Genomic DNA, 18,056 nt, shown 5'->3' on the forward strand with positions numbered 1-18,056 from the left:
CCGTTCGACCTGCTGCTCGCGGCGGTCGCCGGGCGCGGGTGGGCGCACCCGGTGCTGGTCCCGGTCCGCTCCTGGTGGGGACGGCCGTGGAGCACGGTCCTGCCCTACACCGCGGGCGGGCGCCTCGTCTGGCCCGGGCTGGAGACGCCGGACGGCCCGGCGGGCGAGGGCGCGGACGTCGCGCGGGTCGCCGAGGCCGTCGGGCGCGGGCCCGTCGTGTGCGCGGTGACCGAGCTCGTCGTGGGCGGCGCGCGCCGCCGCGTCGGGACACTGCGGCTCGACGCCGTCCGCACCGACCCGGCACCGGTGGCGTTCGACCCGATCCTGCACACCGCGCCCGGCCTGCGACAGGTCCGGCTGCTGTCCGGGCTGCGGGAGTGGGCCTACACCGGGTCCCGCGAGGGCCGGGGGGCCCCGCCGGCCGACGGACCGAGCCGCCAGGAGCGCAGCCAGACGGTGTACGGCGAGCGCAGCAAGTCGGCCAGCACGGAGTCGGGCAGCACGGCGTCGGTGTCGGTGACGACGTAGCCCTGCTCGCCGCGCGTCGACAGGGACTGGCCGGTCACGTTGACGCCCGCCTCGGCCAGCGACCTGTTGATCTCGGCCAGCACACCCGGGACGCTCGTGTGCAGGTAGCCCATCCGGAACGAGCCGGCGGGCTGCGGGGCGGCCACCTGCGGCATGTTCACCGACAGCTCGGTGGCGCCCGCGGCGACGAAGCCGAGCAGCTTGCCCGACACGAAGTACCCGATCTCCTCCTGCGCCTCCTGCGTCGAGCCGCCGACGTGCGGGGTGAGGATGACGTTGTCCAGGCCGCGCAGCGGTGACTCGAAGGGGTCGCCCTGGGCCTTGGGCTCGGACGGGAAGACGTCGATCGCGGCGCCGGCGAGGTGCCCGGACAGGATGTTGTCGCGCAGCGCGTTGTCGTCGACGACCATGCCGCGCGAGGCGTTGATGAAGATCGCGCCCGGCTTCATCTGCGCGAACTGCTCGGCGCCGAACAGCCCGGCGTTGCCGAGCCTGCCGTCGACGTGCAGGCTCACGACGTCGGAGGCGGCCAGCAGCTCGCCGAGCGTGCCGACGCGGCGCGCGTTGCCGTGGGCGAGCCGGTCGGCCGTGTCGAAGAAGATCACCCGCAGGCCGACGGACTCCGCGACGTTGGACAGCTGCGTGCCGATGTTGCCGTAGCCGACGATGCCCAGCGTGCGGCCGCGGACCTCGTGGCTGCCGCGCGCCGACTTGTCCCAGACGCCCTCGTGCATCCGCTGGGTCTTCTCGGGCAGCCGCCGCGCGAGCGCGATGATCTCGCCCAGCACCAGCTCGACGACGCTGCGCGTGTTGGAGAACGGCGCGTTGAAGACCGCGACCCCGCGCTCGGTGGCGCCCGCGAGGTCGACCTGGTTGGTGCCGATGCAGAAGCACCCGATCGCCAGCAGGTCCTTGCCCGCGTCGAGCACGCGCGCGGTGACCTTGGTGTTGGACCGGATCCCGAGCACCGACACCCCCGGGAGCACGTCGACGAGCTCGTCCTCGCTCAGCGAGCCCGCGCGCGTCTCGACCTCGTGGCCCGCGCGCCGGAACGCCTCGGCCGCGTCGGGGTGGATGCCTTCCAGGAGCAGTGCCTTCACACCGACGAACCTAGCGTCTCAGGACTGCAGCCCCTGGTCGCGGGGCAGCGGACCGGCGTCGGAGACCCGTCCGGGGTGCTGCGCCGCGTGCCGCTGGCCGGGTCCCGGGCCGGACCGGGCGGCCAGCGCATCGGCGACGATCCCGGTGGCCGCGGCGAACACCGCCTTGTGCAGCAGGTCCACGGCCAGCTCGGGCCGCGGCCAGGTCTGCGGCGGCGCGCCGACGCCGGTGGCGTTCTCCAGGACCTGGTCGTTGGTGAGCCGCACCACGGCGAACATCGCCGACGCCACCGGCCCGCGCAGCCCGGCGTGGGCCATGACGCTGCGCAGCACGCCGATCAGCGCGCCCTGCCCGATGTGCATCGTCCAGTTCGCCGCGCCCGAGCGGTTCGCGGGCCGCTCGGGGAGCCCGGTCAGCCGCTGCAGCACCCGGGCCGGCACCAGGGAGTCCGGGCGGTGGGTGAACCGCTGCTCCACCTTCTCACCCAGCGTCATCACCACGGCCCCGGCGGCGCCGGCGACCAGACCCTGCCAGATCGCGCTCCTCGTCATGGCCCTGCGGCTACCCGCTGACGTGCGCCCGAAGCCCGCGCCCCGGCGATCCCCGGCGCCCGTTCGGCGCGCGCGCTGCCGGGTAGCCCGGCGGCGTGGACGCACCCGGAGGGCCCGTGCAGCGCGGTCGGTCGATGCTCGTGGCGGCCGCGATCGGCGTCGGGCTGATGGCCGCGGTCGACGAGATCGTGTTCCACCAGATCCTGGCCTGGCACCACTTCTACGACCGGGCGACGCCCGCGATCGGGCTGCTGTCCGACGGACTGCTGCACACCGCGGAGATCGTCGTCCTCGTCGCCGCGGGGTTCGGGTTCGCCGACCTGCGCCGCCGCGGTGCGCTGGCCCCGGTGTCGGCGTGGGCCGGACTGTTCCTGGGGGCCGGGGGCTTCCAGCTCTTCGACGCCGTCGTCGACCACAAACTGCTGCGCGTGCACCAGGTCCGCTACGTCGAGGACCTGCTGCCCTACGACCTCGCCTGGAGCGGCTCGGGGGTGCTCCTGCTGCTGGTCGGTGCCGTCCTCGCGCGGCGCGGGCGGCGCGAGGGCGCTCCGGTGCGGGGGAGCGGCCGGTGACGCACGCCGGCCACGCCGGCACCGCCGTCCCGGTGGTGGGCTGGCTGGTCACGGTGCTGCTCGTGCTGGTGCCGGCGGCCGCGTACGCGGCTCTGGTCCGGGCCCGCGGGCGGCCGTGGCCGCCGCTGCGGACGGCGAGCACGGTCGCCGGGCTGGTGCTGGCGGCGCTGGCCGTGTCGCCCCTGCTGGGGCCGCACGACCCCCGCGGGCACATGGTCCAGCACCTGCTCCTGGGGATGGTCGCGCCCGTCGCGCTGGTGCTCGGGGCGCCGGGCACGCTCCTGCTGGGCGCGCTGCCGGTCGCCCGCCGGGGCGTCGCGCGGGCGGTGCTGCGCAGCCGGGTGCTGCACGTGCTCACGCACCCGGTGACCGCCGCGGTCCTGTCCGTCGGCGGGCTCCACGTCCTGTACCTGACGCCGCTGCACGCCCTCGCGGCCGCCGACGGCACCGTCCGCGCGCTCGTCGACGTGCACGTCCTGCTGTCCGGGGTGCTGTTCGCGTGGGCGGTCGCGGGCCCGGACCCGGCGCCGCGCCGACCGTCGGTGACGACCCGTGCGGTCGTGCTCGTGCTCGCGGGCGGGGCCCACGCGCACCTGGCCAAGCTGCTCCACGCCCACGACCTGCACGGCCTGCGCGACGCCGCGCCGCTCATGTACTACGGCGGCGACCTGGCCGAGCTCCTGCTCGCCGTCGCCCTGTTCGCGTCCTGGTACCGCGCCCGCCCGTCGCCCGTTTCGGGGCCCCGTCGCCGGGCACACCCGGCGAGTCCGCATCCCGATCGCCCCAGGAGAAGCCGTGTTCTTCCACCGCCAGGAACTGCAGTACAAGTCGACGCCGGACAAGCCTGACGCCGTCTACGCCCGCAAGCTCCAGGAGGTGCTGGGCGGGCAGTACGGCGAGATCAGCGTGGCCATGCAGTACATGTTCCAGGGCTGGAACATGCACACGCCCGGCAAGTACCGCGACCTCGTCTTCGGCATCGCGTCCGAGGAGATCGGCCACGTCGAGATGCTGGCGACGATGATCGCCCAGCTGCTGGAGAAGGCCCCGCTGGGCATCACCTCCGACGCCGTGCAGGACGACCCGACCGTGGCGGCGGTCGTCGGCGGCATGGACGTGCAGCACGCCATCGTCGCCGGTGCGGGCGCCCGCGCGGTCGACAGCAACGGCAACCCGTGGCAGGGCAGCTACATCACCGCGAGCGGCAACCTGCTCGCCGACTTCCAGGCCAACGCGAACGCCGAGATGCAGGGCCGCCTCCAGGTCGCCCGGCTCTACCACATGACCGACGACCACGGCGTCCGCGACCTGCTGTCGTTCCTGCTCGCGCGCGACACCATGCACCAGAACATGTGGCTGGCCGCGGCCGCCGAGCTGCAGGAGGAGGGCGCCGAGCTGCTGCCGGTGCCGAGCAACTTCCCGCAGAGCATGGAGAACACCGACGTCAACTACCAGTACCTGAACTTCAGCGACGGCACGCAGGCGTCGGAGGGCCGCTGGGCCAAGGGCCCGTCGGTCGACGGCAAGGGCGAGTTCACCTACCACGAGGGGCCGACGACGACCGCCCCCATGCCGCCCCCCACGCGTCCCGACGCGCGCATGTACGGCACGACCGACCTCCCCAACGCGATGGAGAAGGTCGCGGGCCGCGCGCAGGACATGCTCAACCGCGAGTGACGGCGTCCCGGCTCCGGACCCGCGGGTCCGGAGCCGGACCGGTCGTCAGGAGGCCGCGCGGTGCGCGACCGCCGCGGACCGGTGGTCCCGCACGTGGGGCCGGAGCAGGTCGGCCAGCCCGTGCGGGTCCTCGACGCCGAGCACGGCGACGGGGTGGCGCAGCCGCCGCCACGGCCCGGAACCGGCGACCGGGCGGTGGAAGCGCAGCCGCACCCGCTCGCACCAGCTCGCCCCGAGGCAGAGGCTCCGGTCGCGCAGACCGGCCCGGACGCCGAGCAGCCGTCCGGTGGCCGCCGGCCGCACCAGCTCGACCGACGCCAGGTTGGGCAGCGGCGTGCACCACCCCCAGCGACCCAGCCGCAGGTCGACCAGGCCGTCGCCCACCAGCACCGCCGCGGACACCGGGTCGACCGACAACCGGGCCAGCCGCCGCGCCGCGGGGACGTCGAACCGCAGGTCGAACCGTTCGGGAGCGATCGGCCGGTGATCGGCTCGCAGCGGTGGCAGCACGTCGTCCTCCTCCGGCCGGGCGTCCCGGCCCGAGCCCGGAGGTACCCGTCCCCGTCCGCCCCACACGATCGGAAGCGCCATGACCGCACCCGACGATCCCCGCCCCGACGGCCCCAGCCCCGACGACCCCAGCCCCGACGGCCCCCGCTCGATCGCGACGCAGAGCGTCGACGAGATGGGCGGGCCGACCAGCATCCTGGCCCGCCAGCGCGCCGACCACGCCCGGCTCGACCGACTGATGGACCGCGCCCGCGCCACCGAGGCGGCCGGGGGCCGGGCCCACGCGGTGGCGCTGCGGGCCGTCGCCCGCCTGGTCTTCACGCACGCCTTCGCCGAGGAGGCGGTGCTGTTCCCCGCGGCGCGGCGCGTGCTGCCCGAGGGCGACGACCTCACCCTCGACATCGAGCGCGACCACCAGCGCGTCGACGAGCTGGTGACGCGGCTGGACCGCTCCGGCTCCGCCGACCCCGGGCACGCCGCCCTGCTGCGCGAGACCTTCGCCGTGCTCGACGAGGACGTGCGGACCGAGGAGGACGTGCTGCTGCCGCGGCTGCAGGAGGCCCTCGGGCACGCGGAGCTGCGGCGCCTGGGCTGGGAGTGGGAGCTGGTGCGCCGCATCTCGCCGACGCGCGCGCACCCGGTCGTGTCGCGCCGCCCGCCCGGTCAGCCGCTGTCGGCGCTGCCGCTCACCGTGCTCGACCGCGGCCGGGACCTGCTCCAGCGGGTCGACGAGCTCACCGGCGGCCGGGCCGCGCCCGTCGTCGCCGTCGTGGACCGGGCGCTGGCCGCCACCGCGGGGGCCGTGGAGCGGCTGCCCCCGGTGCGCAGGGGTGAGCGGCCGGAGACGTCGCGCTGACGCGCTCCCTCAGGTGCCGCAGTAGGTGACGTAGGGCGTGGCGTCCTCCGGCGGCTCGGCGAGGTCGGCCAGGTCGGGACGGTCGTCGAAGGGGTGCGTGACGGCGTCGAGCAGCCGGTGCAGGGGGCCCGTGTCGCCCGCGGTGGCCGCGTCGAGGGCCTGCTCGACGCGGTGGTTGCGCGGGATGTTCACCGGGTTGACGGCGTCCATCGCGGCGGCGACGGCCGCGCGGTCGGCGGGCAGGAGGGCGTCGCGGCGGGCGGCCCAGGCCTCGAAGGGGGCGCGGTCGGTGAACAGGTCGCGCGCCGAGCCGGCGGACAGGGCGCGGAAGAAGCCCGTGTGGTCGACGCGCTGGGCGTGCAGGAGCTCGAGCAGGTCGGCGGCGAGCGCGGGATCGGGGGCGTCGAGCCCGAGCTTGGCGGCCATCCCGCGGTCGTGGGCGGCCTGGTAGCGCGGGGCGAACCCCTGCAGCACCTCGGTCGCGGCCTCGACGGCGGCGTCGGTGTCGTCGTGCAGCAGCGGCAGGAGCGCCTCGGCGAACCGGGCGAGGTTCCACAGCACCATCGAGGGCTGGTTGCCGTAGGCGTAGCGGCCCCTGTGGTCGATGGAGCTGAAGACGGCGGCGGGGTCGTGGACGTCGAGGAAGGCGCAGGGGCCGTAGTCGATGGTCTCGCCGGAGATCGTGGTGTTGTCGGTGTTCATCACGCCGTGCACGAACCCGACGAGCATCCACCGGGCCACCAGGTCGGCCTGGGCGTCGGCGACGCCGCGGAGCAGGCCGAGGTACCGGTCCGGGGCGCCCGCGAGATCGGGGTGGTGGCGCTCGATAGCGTGGTCGGCGAGGTCGCGCAGCAGCGCGGCGTCGCCCGTGGCGGCGGCGTAGGAGAACGTGCCGACCCGCAGGTGGCTCGCCGCGACCCGGCACAGCACGGCCCCGGGCAGCAGCCGCTCGCGCGGGACCTGCTCGCCCGTGGCCACGACCGACAGCGCCCGCGTCGTCGGGATCCCGAGCGCGTGCATCGCCTCGCCCAGCACGTACTCGCGCAGCATCGGGCCGAGCACCGCCTTGCCGTCGCCGTTGCGGGCGTAGGGGGTGCGGCCGGAGCCCTTGAGGTGCAGGTCGCGGCGGCGCCCGGCGACGTCGCGGACCTCGCCGAGCAGCAGCGCGCGGCCGTCGCCCAGGCGGGGCTGGTAGTGGCCGAACTGGTGGCCCGCGTAGACCTGCGCGACCGTGCGGACGCCGTCGGGGACCCGGCCGACGAGCAGCCCCGTGCCGGCGGGCGTGCGCAGGGCGGCGGGGTCGACGCCGAGCTCCGCGGCGAGCGGCTCGTTGAGCACCACCAGCCGCGGGTCGGGGAACGCCGCGGCGCTCCACGGCGTCGCGAGGTCGGGGAGGGCGCGGGCGAACGCGTCGTCGAGGTCGAGGAGGGTGGCCGCGGCAGTCACGTCGTCCAGGCTACGGGCCCCGGCCGACAGTGCGCGGCGCTCGCGCGTGGTGCGGGTGTGACGACGGCCGGTCCGGGGTAGACGTCGGCACCATCCCACCGATCCGCACACAGGAGGACACGATGTCCCTGCTCAGGTACGCACTGGTCGCCGCCGCCGGCTACTACGCCGGTCAGCCCGCGGGACGGCGGCAGCTCGACAAGCTCATGGGACAGGCCAAGGAGGCCGCCCAGAGCCCGAAGGCCGCCGAGCTCACCGAGCGCGGCAAGACCCTCGCCGGACAGGGTGCGGCGCGGGCCGTCGGCAAGGTGAAGGGGGCGACGTCGTCCGTGACCTCCCGGTCCTCGTCGTCGGGCACCGCGTCCTCGGGCACCGGCGCCACCGACCCCGGCATCCGCACCGAGGCCGGGTCGGCGACGCCGTCCGGCAACGGGACCCTGGGCACGAGGACCTCGGGGACCGGGGCCGCCGGCACGGGGACCGGGACCGGGGCCGCCGGCTCGGCTGACCCGTTCGACGGCCGCACCGTCGCCGAGGACAGCGCGGCGGTCCGCACCGGCGTGACCCCGCCGCCGCCCGCCACCCGCACCGCCCCGGGCGAGGCGGAGTAGCCGTCCTGTCGGTGGCCGCGTGCATAATCCGGCTCGCCGACCGAGGGGACGACGAACGATGACGGTGCCGCACGCGCTCACCGAGCCGGACGTGGTGGAACTGCGCAGGGAGACGGCCGCGAGCGGGCCGGTCACGGTGTGGTTCACCGAGGCCGCCGTCGGCGTGCCGGTGGGCGGCTCGGCCAAGGTCGTGGCGGTCGGGGAGGCCGGCGAGGGGGAGTTCATCCAGGTCCGGCGCTCCGGCTCCCGCGACACGATGTTCTGCTCGCCCAACGAGCTCACCCGTGTCCGGCCGAGCCGGGCGTCGGCGGGGAAGTGGGGCGGGTCGGGCGGGAGCGCCGCGTCGGCCGGGAGCGCGGGGCGCGGCGCGTCCGCGGGGCGCGGGGAGAAGGCGTCCGCCGCTGCGGTGGCACCCGCGCCCACGCGGTCGGCTCCGGCGCGGTCGGCGGCGTCGCCCGGCTCGCCGTCCCCTTCTCCGTCCCGCACGCCGAGCACGGGTGGGCCGTCGTCGGCCACCTCGTCCGCGCCGTCGTCCGCTGCGTCGCGGCCCGGCTCGGCCGGCGACCAGGCGGGCCGCCCGTCCGGCGGGCCTCCGGCGGGCTCGTCCGGCGAGCTGTCGGCCGGAGCGGCTCCGGCCCGGGCGGCGGCGAAGGCCCGGGCCGCTTCGGCTGCGGCGGACTCGGTTGCGGCTCCGGCCCCGGCTCCCGGCGCCACGGGGGCCGACCCGTCGACGCCACCGGCGTCCGCCGTCCCGGCCCGTCCCGCCCGCGCGCGGCGCGACACCGCGCGCACCTCGGAGCTGAGCGTCACCCTCAGCGCCACCGCCGAGGGGGAGTGGAGCGTCGAGGTGCTGGCCGGGAAGAAGCGCGTGGTGCCGTCCACGGCGGTCCCGGCCACCGCCGTCGCCGCGGCGGCGCGGGCGCTGCCCGTCGCGGTCGCGGAGGCCGTCGAGTCCTCGCTCGAGGGTGCGCGCCGCCGCCAGCGCGAGCGCGTGGAGCAGCTGCGCGCCGAGCTCGACGCGGCGCAGCGCGTCCTCGACGAGTTCGAGGCCTGAGCCTGCAGGTTTGCGGCGGCGGGGGCGGGGATCACCCGTGGTGGGTGGCGACGTCCGCCGCCCGGTACGGGACACGGAGCATCACATGACCGGCACACCGATCCCACGCGCTCACGACGGGGTCCCCGTCGCCGACATCACCGAGCGGCTGATGGCCGAGTTCGGGGCCGTCGTCCCGCTCTCGGAGATCAGCGCGGCGGTGGTGCGAGCGCTGCGCGACCTGGCCGGGGTGCCGGTCGGCGCACTCCCGGAGCTGGTGGAGCGCCTCGCGCGGCAGGTCCTGCGCGAGGCGGGCGGCGAGGGCTGAGGCGGCCGGTCACGCCGCCAGGTGCACGACGAGCGCGGTGAGGAAGCCGACCGCGGTGATGAGGCCGGTCAGCACGTGCGTCCGCTCGAACGCCTCCGGGATCATCGTGTCGGCGACCATCGCGAGCACGGCCCCCGCCGCCACCGCGGTGATCGTCGCGATGACGGCGGGGGAGACACCGTCGAGGGCGAGGTACCCGATCATCGCGGCGAGCCCGCTGAGCACGGCGATGCCGGTCCACACGCCGAAGACGTAGCGGGCGCTGCGTCCGGCCTGCTTCATCCCCGCCGCGCTGGAGAGGCCCTCCGGCACGTTGGAGATGACGACGGCCGCCAGCACGGCCGGGCTGACCGCGCCCCCCGCCAGCAGCCCGACGCCGAGCACCACCGACTCCGGGATGCCGTCCAGCAGTGCGCCGACCGCGATCGCCGCACCGCTGCCCGAGCTCTCCGCCTCCGAGGGCTGCTGCCCGCCGGATCGCTTGCGGTGGCGGGCGCCGCGCCGGTCGAGGGCGGTGTTCGCGGCCACGTAGACGACGGCACCGGCGAGGAAGCCAAGCACGGTCGGCAGTGCGCCGCCCAGCCGGACCGCCTCGTCGACCAGCTCGAACGCGAGCGCCGAGATCAGCACCCCGGCGCCGAACGCCATGATCCCCGCGATGACGGCGCGGGGGACCCGCACCCACCAGGCGATGGCGGCGCCCAGCACCAGCGCGCCGCCGCCGACCAGGCCCCACAGCCCCGCCGCGAGCCAGGTGGGCACGGGCCCCCTCTCGTCCGCTCCTGCCGCCCGTCCTACCGGGTCAGGCGATGGAGCGCACGTTGGACCGGTCGCCGCCCGGCGTCGCGCGGGAGTCCTCGTCGTCGGTGAGGACGGCGCGCAGCAGCAGCCCGCCCTGCAGCTTCACCAGCCGCGAGGCCAGCGTCGTGACGTACCGGAAGCCGGCGCGGGGGTCGAGCACCGTCCGCGGGCTCACGTCCAGCGCGGCCCTGACGACGTTGCGCACCAGGTCGGCCGGGACCGGCTGGGCCAGCAGGACGACGCCGTCCGGGCCGGGCCGGCCCTGGATGCCGGCGACGCCGCGCGGTCCGACCGGGCCCTGCGGACCCTGCTCGCCCTGGAGCCCCTGCGGACCGGTCAGGCCCTTGGCGCCGACCTCCCCGATCGGGCCCTGCAGGCCCTGCGGACCGCGGTCGCCCTGCGGACCGGTCTCGCCGATCACGCCGCGCTGGCCGGGCGCGCCCGGGAGGCCCTGCGGCCCCTGCTCGCCGGCCTCGCCGACCGACCCGCGCGGGCCGCGCTCGCCGACCGGACCCACCGGCCCGACCGGTCCACGCGGACCGGGCTCCCCGGGACGGCCGGTCGAGCCGGGGACGCCGGGCGCGCCCTGCTCGCCGGTCAGCCCCGCCGGGCCCGTGATGCCGCGCGGGCCCTGCTCACCCGCGGGCCCGACGGGTCCCTGCGGTCCGGTCTCGCCCTTCGCGCCGGTCTCGCCGCGCAGGCCGACGGGCCCGGGCAGGCCCTTCTCGCCCTTGTCACCGGGCTCGCCGGTGGCGCCGACGGGTCCCTTGTCGCCCTTGTCGCCGCGCTCGCCCGCGGGGCCGACCGGGCCCTTCTCGCCCTTGTCACCGGGCTCGCCGAGCGGCCCGACCGGGCCCTTGTCGCCCTTGTCGCCGCGCTCACCGATGAGCCCGACCGGGCCCTTGTCGCCCTTGTCACCGCGCTCGCCCGCGGGGCCGACCGGGCCCTTCTCGCCCTTGTCACCGGGCTCGCCGAGCGGCCCGACCGGGCCCTTCTCGCCCTTGTCACCGCGCTCGCCGGCCGGCCCCATCGGACCGCGCGGGCCCTTCTCGCCCTGCTCGCCCGGGGCGCCGACCGTCGCGACGCTCTCCGGAGCGACCTGCTCCGCACCCTGGTTCTTCTTGCCACCGCGCTTGCCGGTGCCGCGGTCGTTCACGTCTGCTGGCTGGGTCATGCCGGATGTGCCTCTCGTGGTCCACTGCTCGATCCCGCCGCCGCGGCCCTGCTGGCCCGGCGGCCCGTGGAGCACTCCTGCGGGCTCCTCGACGCGGGGGCACTGCCTCCCGCCCGTTCCCCCCGATTACCCCCCCGCTCCGGAGGTGACGCCCCGCGCAGGCCCGTTGACCGTGTGACGCCGCGCATGCGCTGGTCGGCGGCACGGCCGGGCGGCGTCCCGGACGAGTGCGTTCCGCGGAACGCACTCGCCGGAGTCGCCTCGGGGCCCGGGATCGCGTTCCGGGGTGGTCGGGACGAGGGGTTGAGCGTTCCGCGGAACGCAGGGGAGGGGCGGCAGGTCCGCCCGTGTGCAGGTCCGTCGGGTCGGCGTGCGCGTTCCGCGGAACGCAGGCGGCGATCGTCCCGCGCGCGTTCCCGTCTGCCGCGCGCGTTCCAGGCTCCCGCGCGCCTCCGGGAGCGCGCGGGAGCATGTTGTGTGCGCGGGAGCATGTTCTGCGCGCGGGAAGCCCGGGGGGCGGGGCTGAGCTGCCTCGACCGCTCGGTGCTGCTCGGCCGACCGCCGCTGCCTCGGCCGACCGCCGCTGCCTCGGCCGACCGCCGCTGCTTCGGCCCGACAGCCGCTGCCTCGACCGCCCGGTGATCAAGCGCAGATGGTCGTGGTTCGTGATCGACTGACGACCATCCGCCCTTGATCGGCGGGGGCCGGGCCGGGCGGACGGGGGCGGCCGCGTCCCGCGGAACGCGAACCGCCGATGCGCACGCCGCACTACTGCGCACCTGTCGGCCACCTGCGCACGTCCCAGCGGGCGCGGGAGGCCGGAAGGTGCGTGGGAGGTCCGTCCCGACCTGCGCAGGTGGTCGGGAGGGCGGCCGGGGCGCGTGCGTCAGGGGCGGAGGGCGGTGTCGAGCAGGCGGGTCAGTTCGCCCACCCTCCCCCCACCGGCTGGAGCGGGTGGGTAGCGCAGCAGGACCTCCACCACCTCCGGCCCCACCCGCCCCGACACCTCCGCGAGGTGTGCGGCCCCGACGGCGGGGTCGTCGCCGGCCGCCAGTTCGAGAGCCCGCGCCGCGAACGCGGCCGCCCCGAGCACGTGCTTGACCTGCGTGGCGTTCGGCAGGGGGTGGAGGTAGGCGGCGCCCGCCGCCGCCATCGCCGACCGGGCCGCCGCGTCGGCGGCCTCCGATGCGCTCTCCTGAGCCGCCCGCATCGCCGCCCACGCCGCGTCGCGCAGGGCCTTCCCGCGCCGGCCACCGCGGGCGAACTCCCACGCCGTGGCGACCGCGGCGGCGGGCCGCGGGTCGTCGGGGCGGTCGGCTTCGAACAGCCCGAGCACCTCCTCCGCGCAGATCGCCGCGAACGCGCTCACCGCGCGGAGGTCGTCGGCGCCCAGGTCCACTGTCAGGTCGCCGGGTCCGCCGCCCGCCGCCGGGCGCGGGAGGCGCGGAGGTTGACCGCGTTGCCGCACACCCGCACGTCGTGCCACACCCCGCTGTTGTTGCGCGAGCGGTCGTAGAACGCGCCGGAGCAGAGGTGGCTGCGGCAGACCTTCAGCCGTCGCCAGGTGTCGGTCTGCTGCGCGCGCTGGACCTCCGCGAGCAGCGCGCCGGTGAGCCATTCGCGCCCGTCGCCGCGCGGCTCGGCCACGAGCACGCCGTCGGGGCCCAGCGTCAGGCGGACGCGCCCGGTGAGCGCCCGGCCCTCCGCGGCGTCGGACTCCTCGCCGTCGCGCGCGCGCAGCAGGACCGTGAGCTGCTCGCGCATCCGGAGCAGGCGCGGCAGGTCGCCCGCGGCGAACGGCTCGACCTCGGGCCGCGGCGCCCCCGTCCGCTCCGCCCACAGGTCCACCGCGCCGTCGAACCACGCGCGGGCCGTGCCGAGGTCGGCGAGCAGGTCGGCCTGGCGGGGACGCCCGGCGGCGCGGGTGTTGAGGAAGTCGTGCACCAGCGCGAGCCCGGTCGGGGCGAGATCGACGTCGTAGCGCGCCGAGGCGGACAGGGACATATCCGTACTGTACTCGACCCTGTCGTCGTCAAGCGGCCACTCGCCGCGCAGGGGCTTGCTGTGACGCAACTCAGCAGCTTACGGTTATGTCTCCCGTGGGCCCTCCCGGCTCCGCACCCACCGATCGGAGCCCGACTCGATGATCATCGACGCCTCGACCCTGGACGCCGCCGCCTCCTACAAGCTGCTCATCGGGAGCGTCCTGCCGCGGGCGATCGGCTGGGTCAGCACCGTGTCGACGACGGGCGTGGCGAACCTCGCCCCGATCTCGTTCTTCACCGTCGTCGGGCGGGTCCCGCCGATGGTGTCGCTGTCGATGCAGCCGCGCTCGACCGGCGAGCTGAAGGACACCTTCGTCAACATCCGTGAGACCGGCGAGTTCTGCACCAACCTCGTGTCGCTGCCGCACGCCCACCAGGCGCACCGCAGTGCGGCCGAGTTCGACTCCGAGATCGACGAGTTCGAGGCCGTCGGCCTGCGCAAGGCGGCGTGCGAGGTCGTCTCGGCGCCGCGCGTCGAGGGGGCGCCCATCTCCTTCGAGTGCACGCTCGACCGGATCATCCCGATGGGCGACCAGGGCGACCACGTCGTGTTCGGCGAGGTCCGCCGCTTCCACATCCGCGACGACCTCTACCTCGACGGCGGCCGCATCGACATCGCCGCCCTGCACCCGGTCGGCCGCCTCGCCGCCGAGTACACGCTGGTCGAGAACGTGTTCACGACCCCGCTCGAGGACGGCCTGGTCGACGGCCGACGCGGCTCGCGGATGCAGCGCCTCGACGACCGCCCCACGGAGTTCTCGCCGATCGACACCGCGGCGTGGTCCGCCTCCGGTGCCGTCCGCGACTGACGCACGCCTGCACCCGCACGCACGCACGCACGCACGCCCGCACGTCCCACACCCGAACCACACCCGAACCACACCCGAACCACACCCGAACCACACCCAGGAGCACCCCATGGTCGACGCCGACCCGCCCCCCTTCCTCGTCCTCGTCCACGGCTTCCTCGACGACGCCGCGATCTGGCAGCCCGTGCTCGACGAGCTCGGCGCCTCCGGGAAGGAGGCGGTGGCCGTCGACCTCGCCGGCATGTCCGGCCGCCCCGACGAGCCCGGCCCCTACACGCTCGACCGCTACGTCGACGACGTCACCGCGGCCGTCGACGCCACCACCGGGCCGCTCGTGCTGGTCGGGCAGAGCATGGGTGCGCAGATCGCCGAGCTCGTGGCGGCGGCGCGGCCCGACCGGGTCGCCGGCCTCGCCCTGCTCGCGCCGGTGCCGCTCGCCGGCACGCACCTGCCCGAGGAGGCCGTGGCCCCCTTCAAAGGACTGGGCGGCAGCGCCGACGCCCAGCGCTGCGCGCGGCAGCAGCTCAGCGCGAGCTTCCCGCCCGCCGAGCTCGACCGCCTGAGCACCGCCGGCGCGCGCATCGCCGTCGACGCCGTCCCGCAGTTCGTCGACGCCTGGAACACCGGCGACCCCGCGGGCACCGGGCCGTCGGCGTTCACCGGCCCCGTCCTCGTGCTGCGCGGCGCCGCCGACCCTTTCTGCACGGCCGAGGTCGTGGAGGCCGGGGTGCTGTCGCGGTTCCCCGGGGCGCGCACCGCCGCCGTCGAGGACGCCGGGCACTGGGTGCACGCCGAGCAGCCCCGCGCGGTGGGCGAGCACCTGGCCTCCCTGCTCGCGGAGATGGGCGCACCGGCGGGCAACCGCGCCGCCGGCGTCGAGCGCCAGGGCTGGACCACGGCGTTCGAGGAGAAGACGCCCACCGCGTTCGGGCAGGCGTTCGCCCCGACCGTGCAGCTGCAGGCCGGCACCCTGCACCGGCCCGTCGTCGGCCCGGAGGCGGTGCAGCAGGTGATGGCCGCGGCGAGCGGGATCTACGAGTCGCTGACGTTCACCCACCAGGCCGGCGCGGGCGTGCGCACCTACCTCGAGTGGGAGGCCACCGCGTTCGGCGGGACGCGGCTCCAGGGCGTGACCGTGCTGACGAAGGACGACGAGGGCCGGATCGTCGACGTCGCCATCCACCACCGCCCGCTCGCGGCCGCTCTGGCCTTCTCCCGCGAGCTGGGGGAGCGCCTCGCCGGGACGATCGACCGCGACCACTTCCACCAGGGCTGACACCACCCCGGGGCTGACCCCACCCGTGAGTGGATACGAGTGCCGGAGCACTCGTATCCACTCACGGGGTCTCAGCGCCGGACGACCGGCAGCAGCAGCGCCGACGGGTGCCCGGCGTCGTGCAGCACCGTCTGCCTCGCCGGCCGGGTGGTGCGGGCGTCGGCCGGGTTCTCCCCGGTGTTGGGGTTCGGGTCCCAGCGGGGGAAGTCGCTGGAGGTGACCTGCAGGCGCAGCCGGTGCCCCGGGCGCAGGACGTGGGCCAGGTTGCCCAGCTCCACGGTGATCGCGTGGACGCTGCCCGGCTCCAGCAGCGACGGCTCGTCGTAGGAGTCGCGGAAGCGCATGCGGACCAGCCCCTCGGCGAGGTTCTGCACGAAGCCGCCGGGGTGCACGTCGGAGACGACGGCGACGAAGTCGGTGTCGGGCGCGTCGGTCGCGACGAACAGCCGCAGCTCCAGCGGGCCCGCCATCTCGACGCCGGTGGTCGCCTCGGGGCCGGTGTAGACGAGGACGTCGGGCCGGGCCTGGTTCGGTCGCTGGTCGCGGACGCCGCCGCCGACGTAGCGCCCGCCCGCGGTCGGCACCGGGTCCTCGGGGTCGTAGACGTAGCTGTCGGCGGGTTCGGACGCCGCCGCGGGCTCCGCGTCGAGCCGCCCGTCGCCCTCGGCGGTGTTCGCCGCGCCGCCGCTGCGCAGGTGCAGCGCGGTGGTCGTGGCGCCCGCGGGCGGCCAGGTCTCCTCGTCCTGCCAGCGGTCGGCACCGAGCAGGAACAGTCGGACGGGCGGCTGGGGCAGGCCGGGCCGGTCGTCGCGGACGAAGTGGTCGAACCAGGCGCGCTGCATCTCGAGCACGGGATAGGCGGCCTCGGGCCCGAAGTCGATGTCGCCGGTGCCGCCCGACGTCGGCTGGCTGTAGGGGAGCAGGTGCGACCACGGGCCCATGAACAGCGCCTGACCCGCCCGCGCCCGCTCGCTCATCGCCCCGTCCTTCAGGCCGGTGAAGTACTGCGGGGTGTCCCAGTTGGCGATGTCGTACCAGGACCCGACGTGCAGCATCGGCACGTCGATGTTCTGCAGCTGGCGGCGCAGGTCGATCGACCACCAGTACGGGCCGTCGGTGCCGTGGTGGAGGATGTCGGCCAGGAACGGTGCGCCCGCCCCGAACCGCTCCACCCAGTCGCGCAGGGGCCGGTGGCGCAGCGCCTCGTCGGTGAGCGGGGAGAACCGCATCTCCGGGTCGGCGCGGAGCTTCTCCAGCGCCTCCAGGCGGTCGGTGTCGCCGAGCGTGCTGAGCACGTCCTGCGCCATGTTCATGAAGTACGACAGCGTCCACGACAGCTCGAGCGCCCCGTGGTTGTACCAGTAGTTCTCGAACGCCCCGAGGTACGCCGACACCGGCACCGCCGTCACCAGGTGCGGCGGGCGCTGCGCCGCGGCGAGGTACTGCGACAGCGCGCCGTAGGACTGGCCGAACATCCCGACGCGGCCGTTCGACCCGGGCAGCCCCGCCGCCCACTCGACGGCGTCGTACCCGTCGCGCCCCTCGTAGGCGAACGGGTACCAGGCACCCTCGGAGCCGAACCGGCCGCGGGTGTCCTGCACGACCACCAGGTAGCCGTGCGACGCGTGGTAGTGCGCCTCGGTGAACGGCTCGGCGAGGTCGTTGCGCTGCTTGCCGTAGGGGGTGCGGCGCAGCAGGGTCGGCGCCGGGGCGACCCCCACCGGCCGGTACACGTCGGCGTACAGCGTCTTCCCGTCCCGGGTCCGCATCGGCACGTCGACCTCGCGGACCACCTCCCAGGGCCCGCGCAGCGTCTGCAGATCCACGTCGTCGTCCTCCGCCTCGTCCGTCGTCTCGGGTCCCGAGTGTGACACAGGTGAGAACTGAACAGATATGTCTGTTGCGACCGAGGCGTATCACTTATGGTTCTGCCATGACGCAACTGACCCACACCCTCGACGACGACGGGCTGGCGACGCTCACGCTGCACCACCCCCCGCAGAACCGGATCGGCGTCGGCACCTCCGACGAACTGCTCGCGGCGGTCCGCGCGATCGAGGCGAGCGACGTCCGGGCGGTCCTGCTGCGCGCCGAGGGCCCCGACTTCAGCCTCGGCGGCGACATCGGGCCGTGGCCGGAGTGGTCGCGCCGCGAGATGCGCGCGAACTTCGAGCACTTCATGGCCGCGTTCAACCGGTTCGAGCGGCTGTCCGTGCCGACCGTCGTGGCCGTGCAGGGGATGTGCCTGGGCGGGGGGTTCGAGCTCGCGCTGCGCGGTGACGTGATCATCGCGGGGGAGGGCGCGCGGTTCGGCCACCCCGAGCAGTCGATCGCGATCGTCACCCTGCTCGGCGGGGTCTACCGCGTCGCCGCGCGGGCCGGGAGGGTGCGCGCGCTGGAGTGGGCGATGACCGGCGAGCGGGTGCCGGCCGCGGAGATGGAGCGGTGCGGCGTCGTCAACCGGGTCGTGCCCGACGACGAGCTCCTCGACACCGCCACCGCGTTCGCGCGCCGCCTCGCCGGGGGCCCGACGAAGGCGCACGCGGCGCACAAGGCGCTGCTGCGGACCTGGGAGACCGGTGGCACCGCGGCCGCCGACGACGTCATGTTCGACGTCGCCCTCCCGCTCTGGGACACCGAGGACACCGCGATGGCCATCCCGACGGCCGTCGAGGCGCTGCGCTCGGGCAGCCCGCGCCCCCGCATGGCCTACCAGGGCCGCTGAGAGGAGACGACCG

General features: G+C 75.8%; 19 protein-coding genes. 10 read left to right on the plus strand and 9 right to left on the minus strand.

The window, feature by feature from the left end; all coding sequences use genetic code 11:
• Nucleotides 1-383: 383 nt before the first annotated feature.
• Nucleotides 384-1,628, minus strand: a complete 1,245-nt coding sequence (gene serA / locus HOP40_RS18355; RefSeq protein WP_172160231.1) for a phosphoglycerate dehydrogenase — start codon at nt 1,626-1,628, stop codon at nt 384-386.
• 18 nt (nt 1,629-1,646) lie between these two features.
• The gene (locus tag HOP40_RS18360; protein ID WP_172160233.1) at nt 1,647-2,180 is read right to left on the minus strand and encodes a hypothetical protein; all 534 of its coding nucleotides are present in this window, start codon (nt 2,178-2,180) and stop codon (nt 1,647-1,649) included.
• Between the two features lie 95 nt (nt 2,181-2,275).
• Here HOP40_RS18360 and HOP40_RS18365 point away from each other — a divergent pair, with 95 nt between their 5' ends.
• From HOP40_RS18365 to HOP40_RS18375, 3 genes are read left to right on the plus strand one after another with little or no spacing between them, the layout of a single operon-like run.
• Entirely contained in the window at nt 2,276-2,752 is a 477-nt protein-coding gene (locus HOP40_RS18365) for a DUF2243 domain-containing protein (RefSeq protein WP_240157133.1), read from the plus strand.
• Nucleotides 2,749-3,600, plus strand: coding sequence for a cytochrome c oxidase assembly protein (locus HOP40_RS18370; RefSeq protein WP_205346806.1), 852 nt, complete (start codon nt 2,749-2,751; stop codon nt 3,598-3,600). The genes HOP40_RS18365 and HOP40_RS18370 overlap by 4 nt, the downstream gene beginning before the upstream one ends.
• The gene (locus tag HOP40_RS18375) at nt 3,548-4,429 is read left to right on the plus strand and encodes a manganese catalase (protein WP_172160235.1); all 882 of its coding nucleotides are present in this window, start codon (nt 3,548-3,550) and stop codon (nt 4,427-4,429) included. The genes HOP40_RS18370 and HOP40_RS18375 overlap by 53 nt, the downstream gene beginning before the upstream one ends.
• Before the next feature lie 45 nt (nt 4,430-4,474).
• Here the strand turns inward: HOP40_RS18375 and HOP40_RS18380 are convergent, their stop codons facing one another.
• On the minus strand, nt 4,475-4,939 hold the full coding sequence (locus HOP40_RS18380; RefSeq protein ID WP_172160237.1) for a hypothetical protein: 465 nt from the start codon (nt 4,937-4,939) through the stop codon (nt 4,475-4,477).
• Nucleotides 4,940-5,018: 79 nt separating this feature from the next.
• On the opposite strand from HOP40_RS18380, the gene HOP40_RS18385 reads away from it, so the two are divergent.
• Entirely contained in the window at nt 5,019-5,795 is a 777-nt protein-coding gene (locus HOP40_RS18385; RefSeq protein WP_172160239.1) for a hemerythrin domain-containing protein, read from the plus strand.
• A 9-nt stretch (nt 5,796-5,804) separates the two neighbouring features.
• Here HOP40_RS18385 and HOP40_RS18390 read toward each other — a convergent pair whose 3' ends face one another.
• Entirely contained in the window at nt 5,805-7,241 is a 1,437-nt protein-coding gene (locus tag HOP40_RS18390; protein ID WP_172160241.1) for a protein adenylyltransferase SelO, read from the minus strand.
• Between the two features lie 122 nt (nt 7,242-7,363).
• Here HOP40_RS18390 and HOP40_RS18395 point away from each other — a divergent pair, with 122 nt between their 5' ends.
• The 3 genes from HOP40_RS18395 to HOP40_RS18405 all read left to right on the plus strand — a co-directional run bounded on the left by HOP40_RS18395 (nt 7,364) and on the right by HOP40_RS18405 (nt 9,213).
• Nucleotides 7,364-7,852, plus strand: a complete 489-nt coding sequence (locus tag HOP40_RS18395) for a hypothetical protein (RefSeq protein ID WP_172160243.1) — start codon at nt 7,364-7,366, stop codon at nt 7,850-7,852.
• A 58-nt stretch (nt 7,853-7,910) separates the two neighbouring features.
• A complete protein-coding gene (locus tag HOP40_RS18400) occupies nt 7,911-8,906 on the plus strand; it encodes a DUF6319 family protein (protein ID WP_172160245.1) in 996 nt (331 codons plus the stop codon).
• 85 nt (nt 8,907-8,991) lie between these two features.
• Nucleotides 8,992-9,213 carry a three-helix bundle dimerization domain-containing protein gene (locus HOP40_RS18405; RefSeq protein ID WP_172160247.1) on the plus strand — a complete coding sequence of 74 codons (222 nt, stop codon included), beginning with the start codon at nt 8,992-8,994 and terminating at the stop codon, nt 9,211-9,213.
• Nucleotides 9,214-9,222: 9 nt separating this feature from the next.
• On the opposite strand, the gene HOP40_RS18410 is transcribed toward HOP40_RS18405, so the two are convergent.
• The 4 genes from HOP40_RS18410 to HOP40_RS18425 form a co-directional block, all read right to left on the minus strand.
• On the minus strand, nt 9,223-9,975 hold the full coding sequence (locus tag HOP40_RS18410) for a ZIP family metal transporter (RefSeq protein ID WP_172160249.1): 753 nt from the start codon (nt 9,973-9,975) through the stop codon (nt 9,223-9,225).
• Between the two features lie 40 nt (nt 9,976-10,015).
• Entirely contained in the window at nt 10,016-11,188 is a 1,173-nt protein-coding gene (locus tag HOP40_RS18415) for a collagen-like domain-containing protein (RefSeq protein WP_205346807.1), read from the minus strand.
• An 886-nt stretch (nt 11,189-12,074) separates the two neighbouring features.
• Nucleotides 12,075-12,587, minus strand: a complete 513-nt coding sequence (locus HOP40_RS18420; protein ID WP_338053015.1) for a putative immunity protein — start codon at nt 12,585-12,587, stop codon at nt 12,075-12,077.
• Between the two features lie 2 nt (nt 12,588-12,589).
• Nucleotides 12,590-13,192: a CGNR zinc finger domain-containing protein gene (locus HOP40_RS18425; RefSeq protein ID WP_172160251.1), complete on the minus strand. Its 603-nt coding sequence runs from the start codon at nt 13,190-13,192 to the stop codon at nt 12,590-12,592.
• Between the two features lie 139 nt (nt 13,193-13,331).
• On the opposite strand from HOP40_RS18425, the gene HOP40_RS18430 reads away from it, so the two are divergent.
• Nucleotides 13,332-14,042, plus strand: a complete 711-nt coding sequence (locus tag HOP40_RS18430; protein ID WP_172160253.1) for a flavin reductase family protein — start codon at nt 13,332-13,334, stop codon at nt 14,040-14,042.
• Between the two features lie 109 nt (nt 14,043-14,151).
• Nucleotides 14,152-15,318 (plus strand): alpha/beta fold hydrolase, encoded by a 1,167-nt coding sequence (locus HOP40_RS35500; protein ID WP_205346808.1) that lies wholly within the window; start codon nt 14,152-14,154, stop codon nt 15,316-15,318.
• A 71-nt stretch (nt 15,319-15,389) separates the two neighbouring features.
• Here the strand turns inward: HOP40_RS35500 and HOP40_RS18445 are convergent, their stop codons facing one another.
• Nucleotides 15,390-17,144 carry a CocE/NonD family hydrolase gene (locus HOP40_RS18445; protein WP_172160255.1) on the minus strand — a complete coding sequence of 585 codons (1,755 nt, stop codon included), beginning with the start codon at nt 17,142-17,144 and terminating at the stop codon, nt 15,390-15,392.
• Between the two features lie 107 nt (nt 17,145-17,251).
• Here HOP40_RS18445 and HOP40_RS18450 point away from each other — a divergent pair, with 107 nt between their 5' ends.
• Nucleotides 17,252-18,043 (plus strand): enoyl-CoA hydratase/isomerase family protein, encoded by a 792-nt coding sequence (locus HOP40_RS18450; RefSeq protein WP_172160257.1) that lies wholly within the window; start codon nt 17,252-17,254, stop codon nt 18,041-18,043.
• The last annotated feature ends 13 nt before the right edge of the window (nt 18,044-18,056 follow it).

It is taken from the genome of Pseudonocardia broussonetiae (genome assembly GCF_013155125.1).
Lineage (GTDB): Bacteria > Actinomycetota > Actinomycetes > Mycobacteriales > Pseudonocardiaceae > Pseudonocardia > Pseudonocardia broussonetiae.

Excerpts from the sequence above, each read along its gene's own strand:
- HOP40_RS18415 (WP_205346807.1), bottom strand. The coding sequence starts at position 11,188 with ATGACCCAGCCAGCAGACGTGAACGACCGCGGCACCGGCAAGCGCGGT.
- HOP40_RS18425 (WP_172160251.1), bottom strand. The coding sequence starts at position 13,192 with ATGTCCCTGTCCGCCTCGGCGCGCTACGACGTCGATCTCGCCCCGACC.
- HOP40_RS18450 (WP_172160257.1), top strand. The coding sequence starts at position 17,252 with ATGACGCAACTGACCCACACCCTCGACGACGACGGGCTGGCGACGCTC.
- HOP40_RS18430 (WP_172160253.1), top strand. The coding sequence starts at position 13,332 with ATGATCATCGACGCCTCGACCCTGGACGCCGCCGCCTCCTACAAGCTG.
- HOP40_RS18360 (WP_172160233.1), bottom strand. The coding sequence starts at position 2,180 with ATGACGAGGAGCGCGATCTGGCAGGGTCTGGTCGCCGGCGCCGCCGGG.
- HOP40_RS35500 (WP_205346808.1), top strand. The coding sequence starts at position 14,152 with ATGGTCGACGCCGACCCGCCCCCCTTCCTCGTCCTCGTCCACGGCTTC.
- HOP40_RS18385 (WP_172160239.1), top strand. The coding sequence starts at position 5,019 with ATGACCGCACCCGACGATCCCCGCCCCGACGGCCCCAGCCCCGACGAC.
- HOP40_RS18405 (WP_172160247.1), top strand. The coding sequence starts at position 8,992 with ATGACCGGCACACCGATCCCACGCGCTCACGACGGGGTCCCCGTCGCC.
- HOP40_RS18400 (WP_172160245.1), top strand. The coding sequence starts at position 7,911 with ATGACGGTGCCGCACGCGCTCACCGAGCCGGACGTGGTGGAACTGCGC.
- HOP40_RS18395 (WP_172160243.1), top strand. The coding sequence starts at position 7,364 with ATGTCCCTGCTCAGGTACGCACTGGTCGCCGCCGCCGGCTACTACGCC.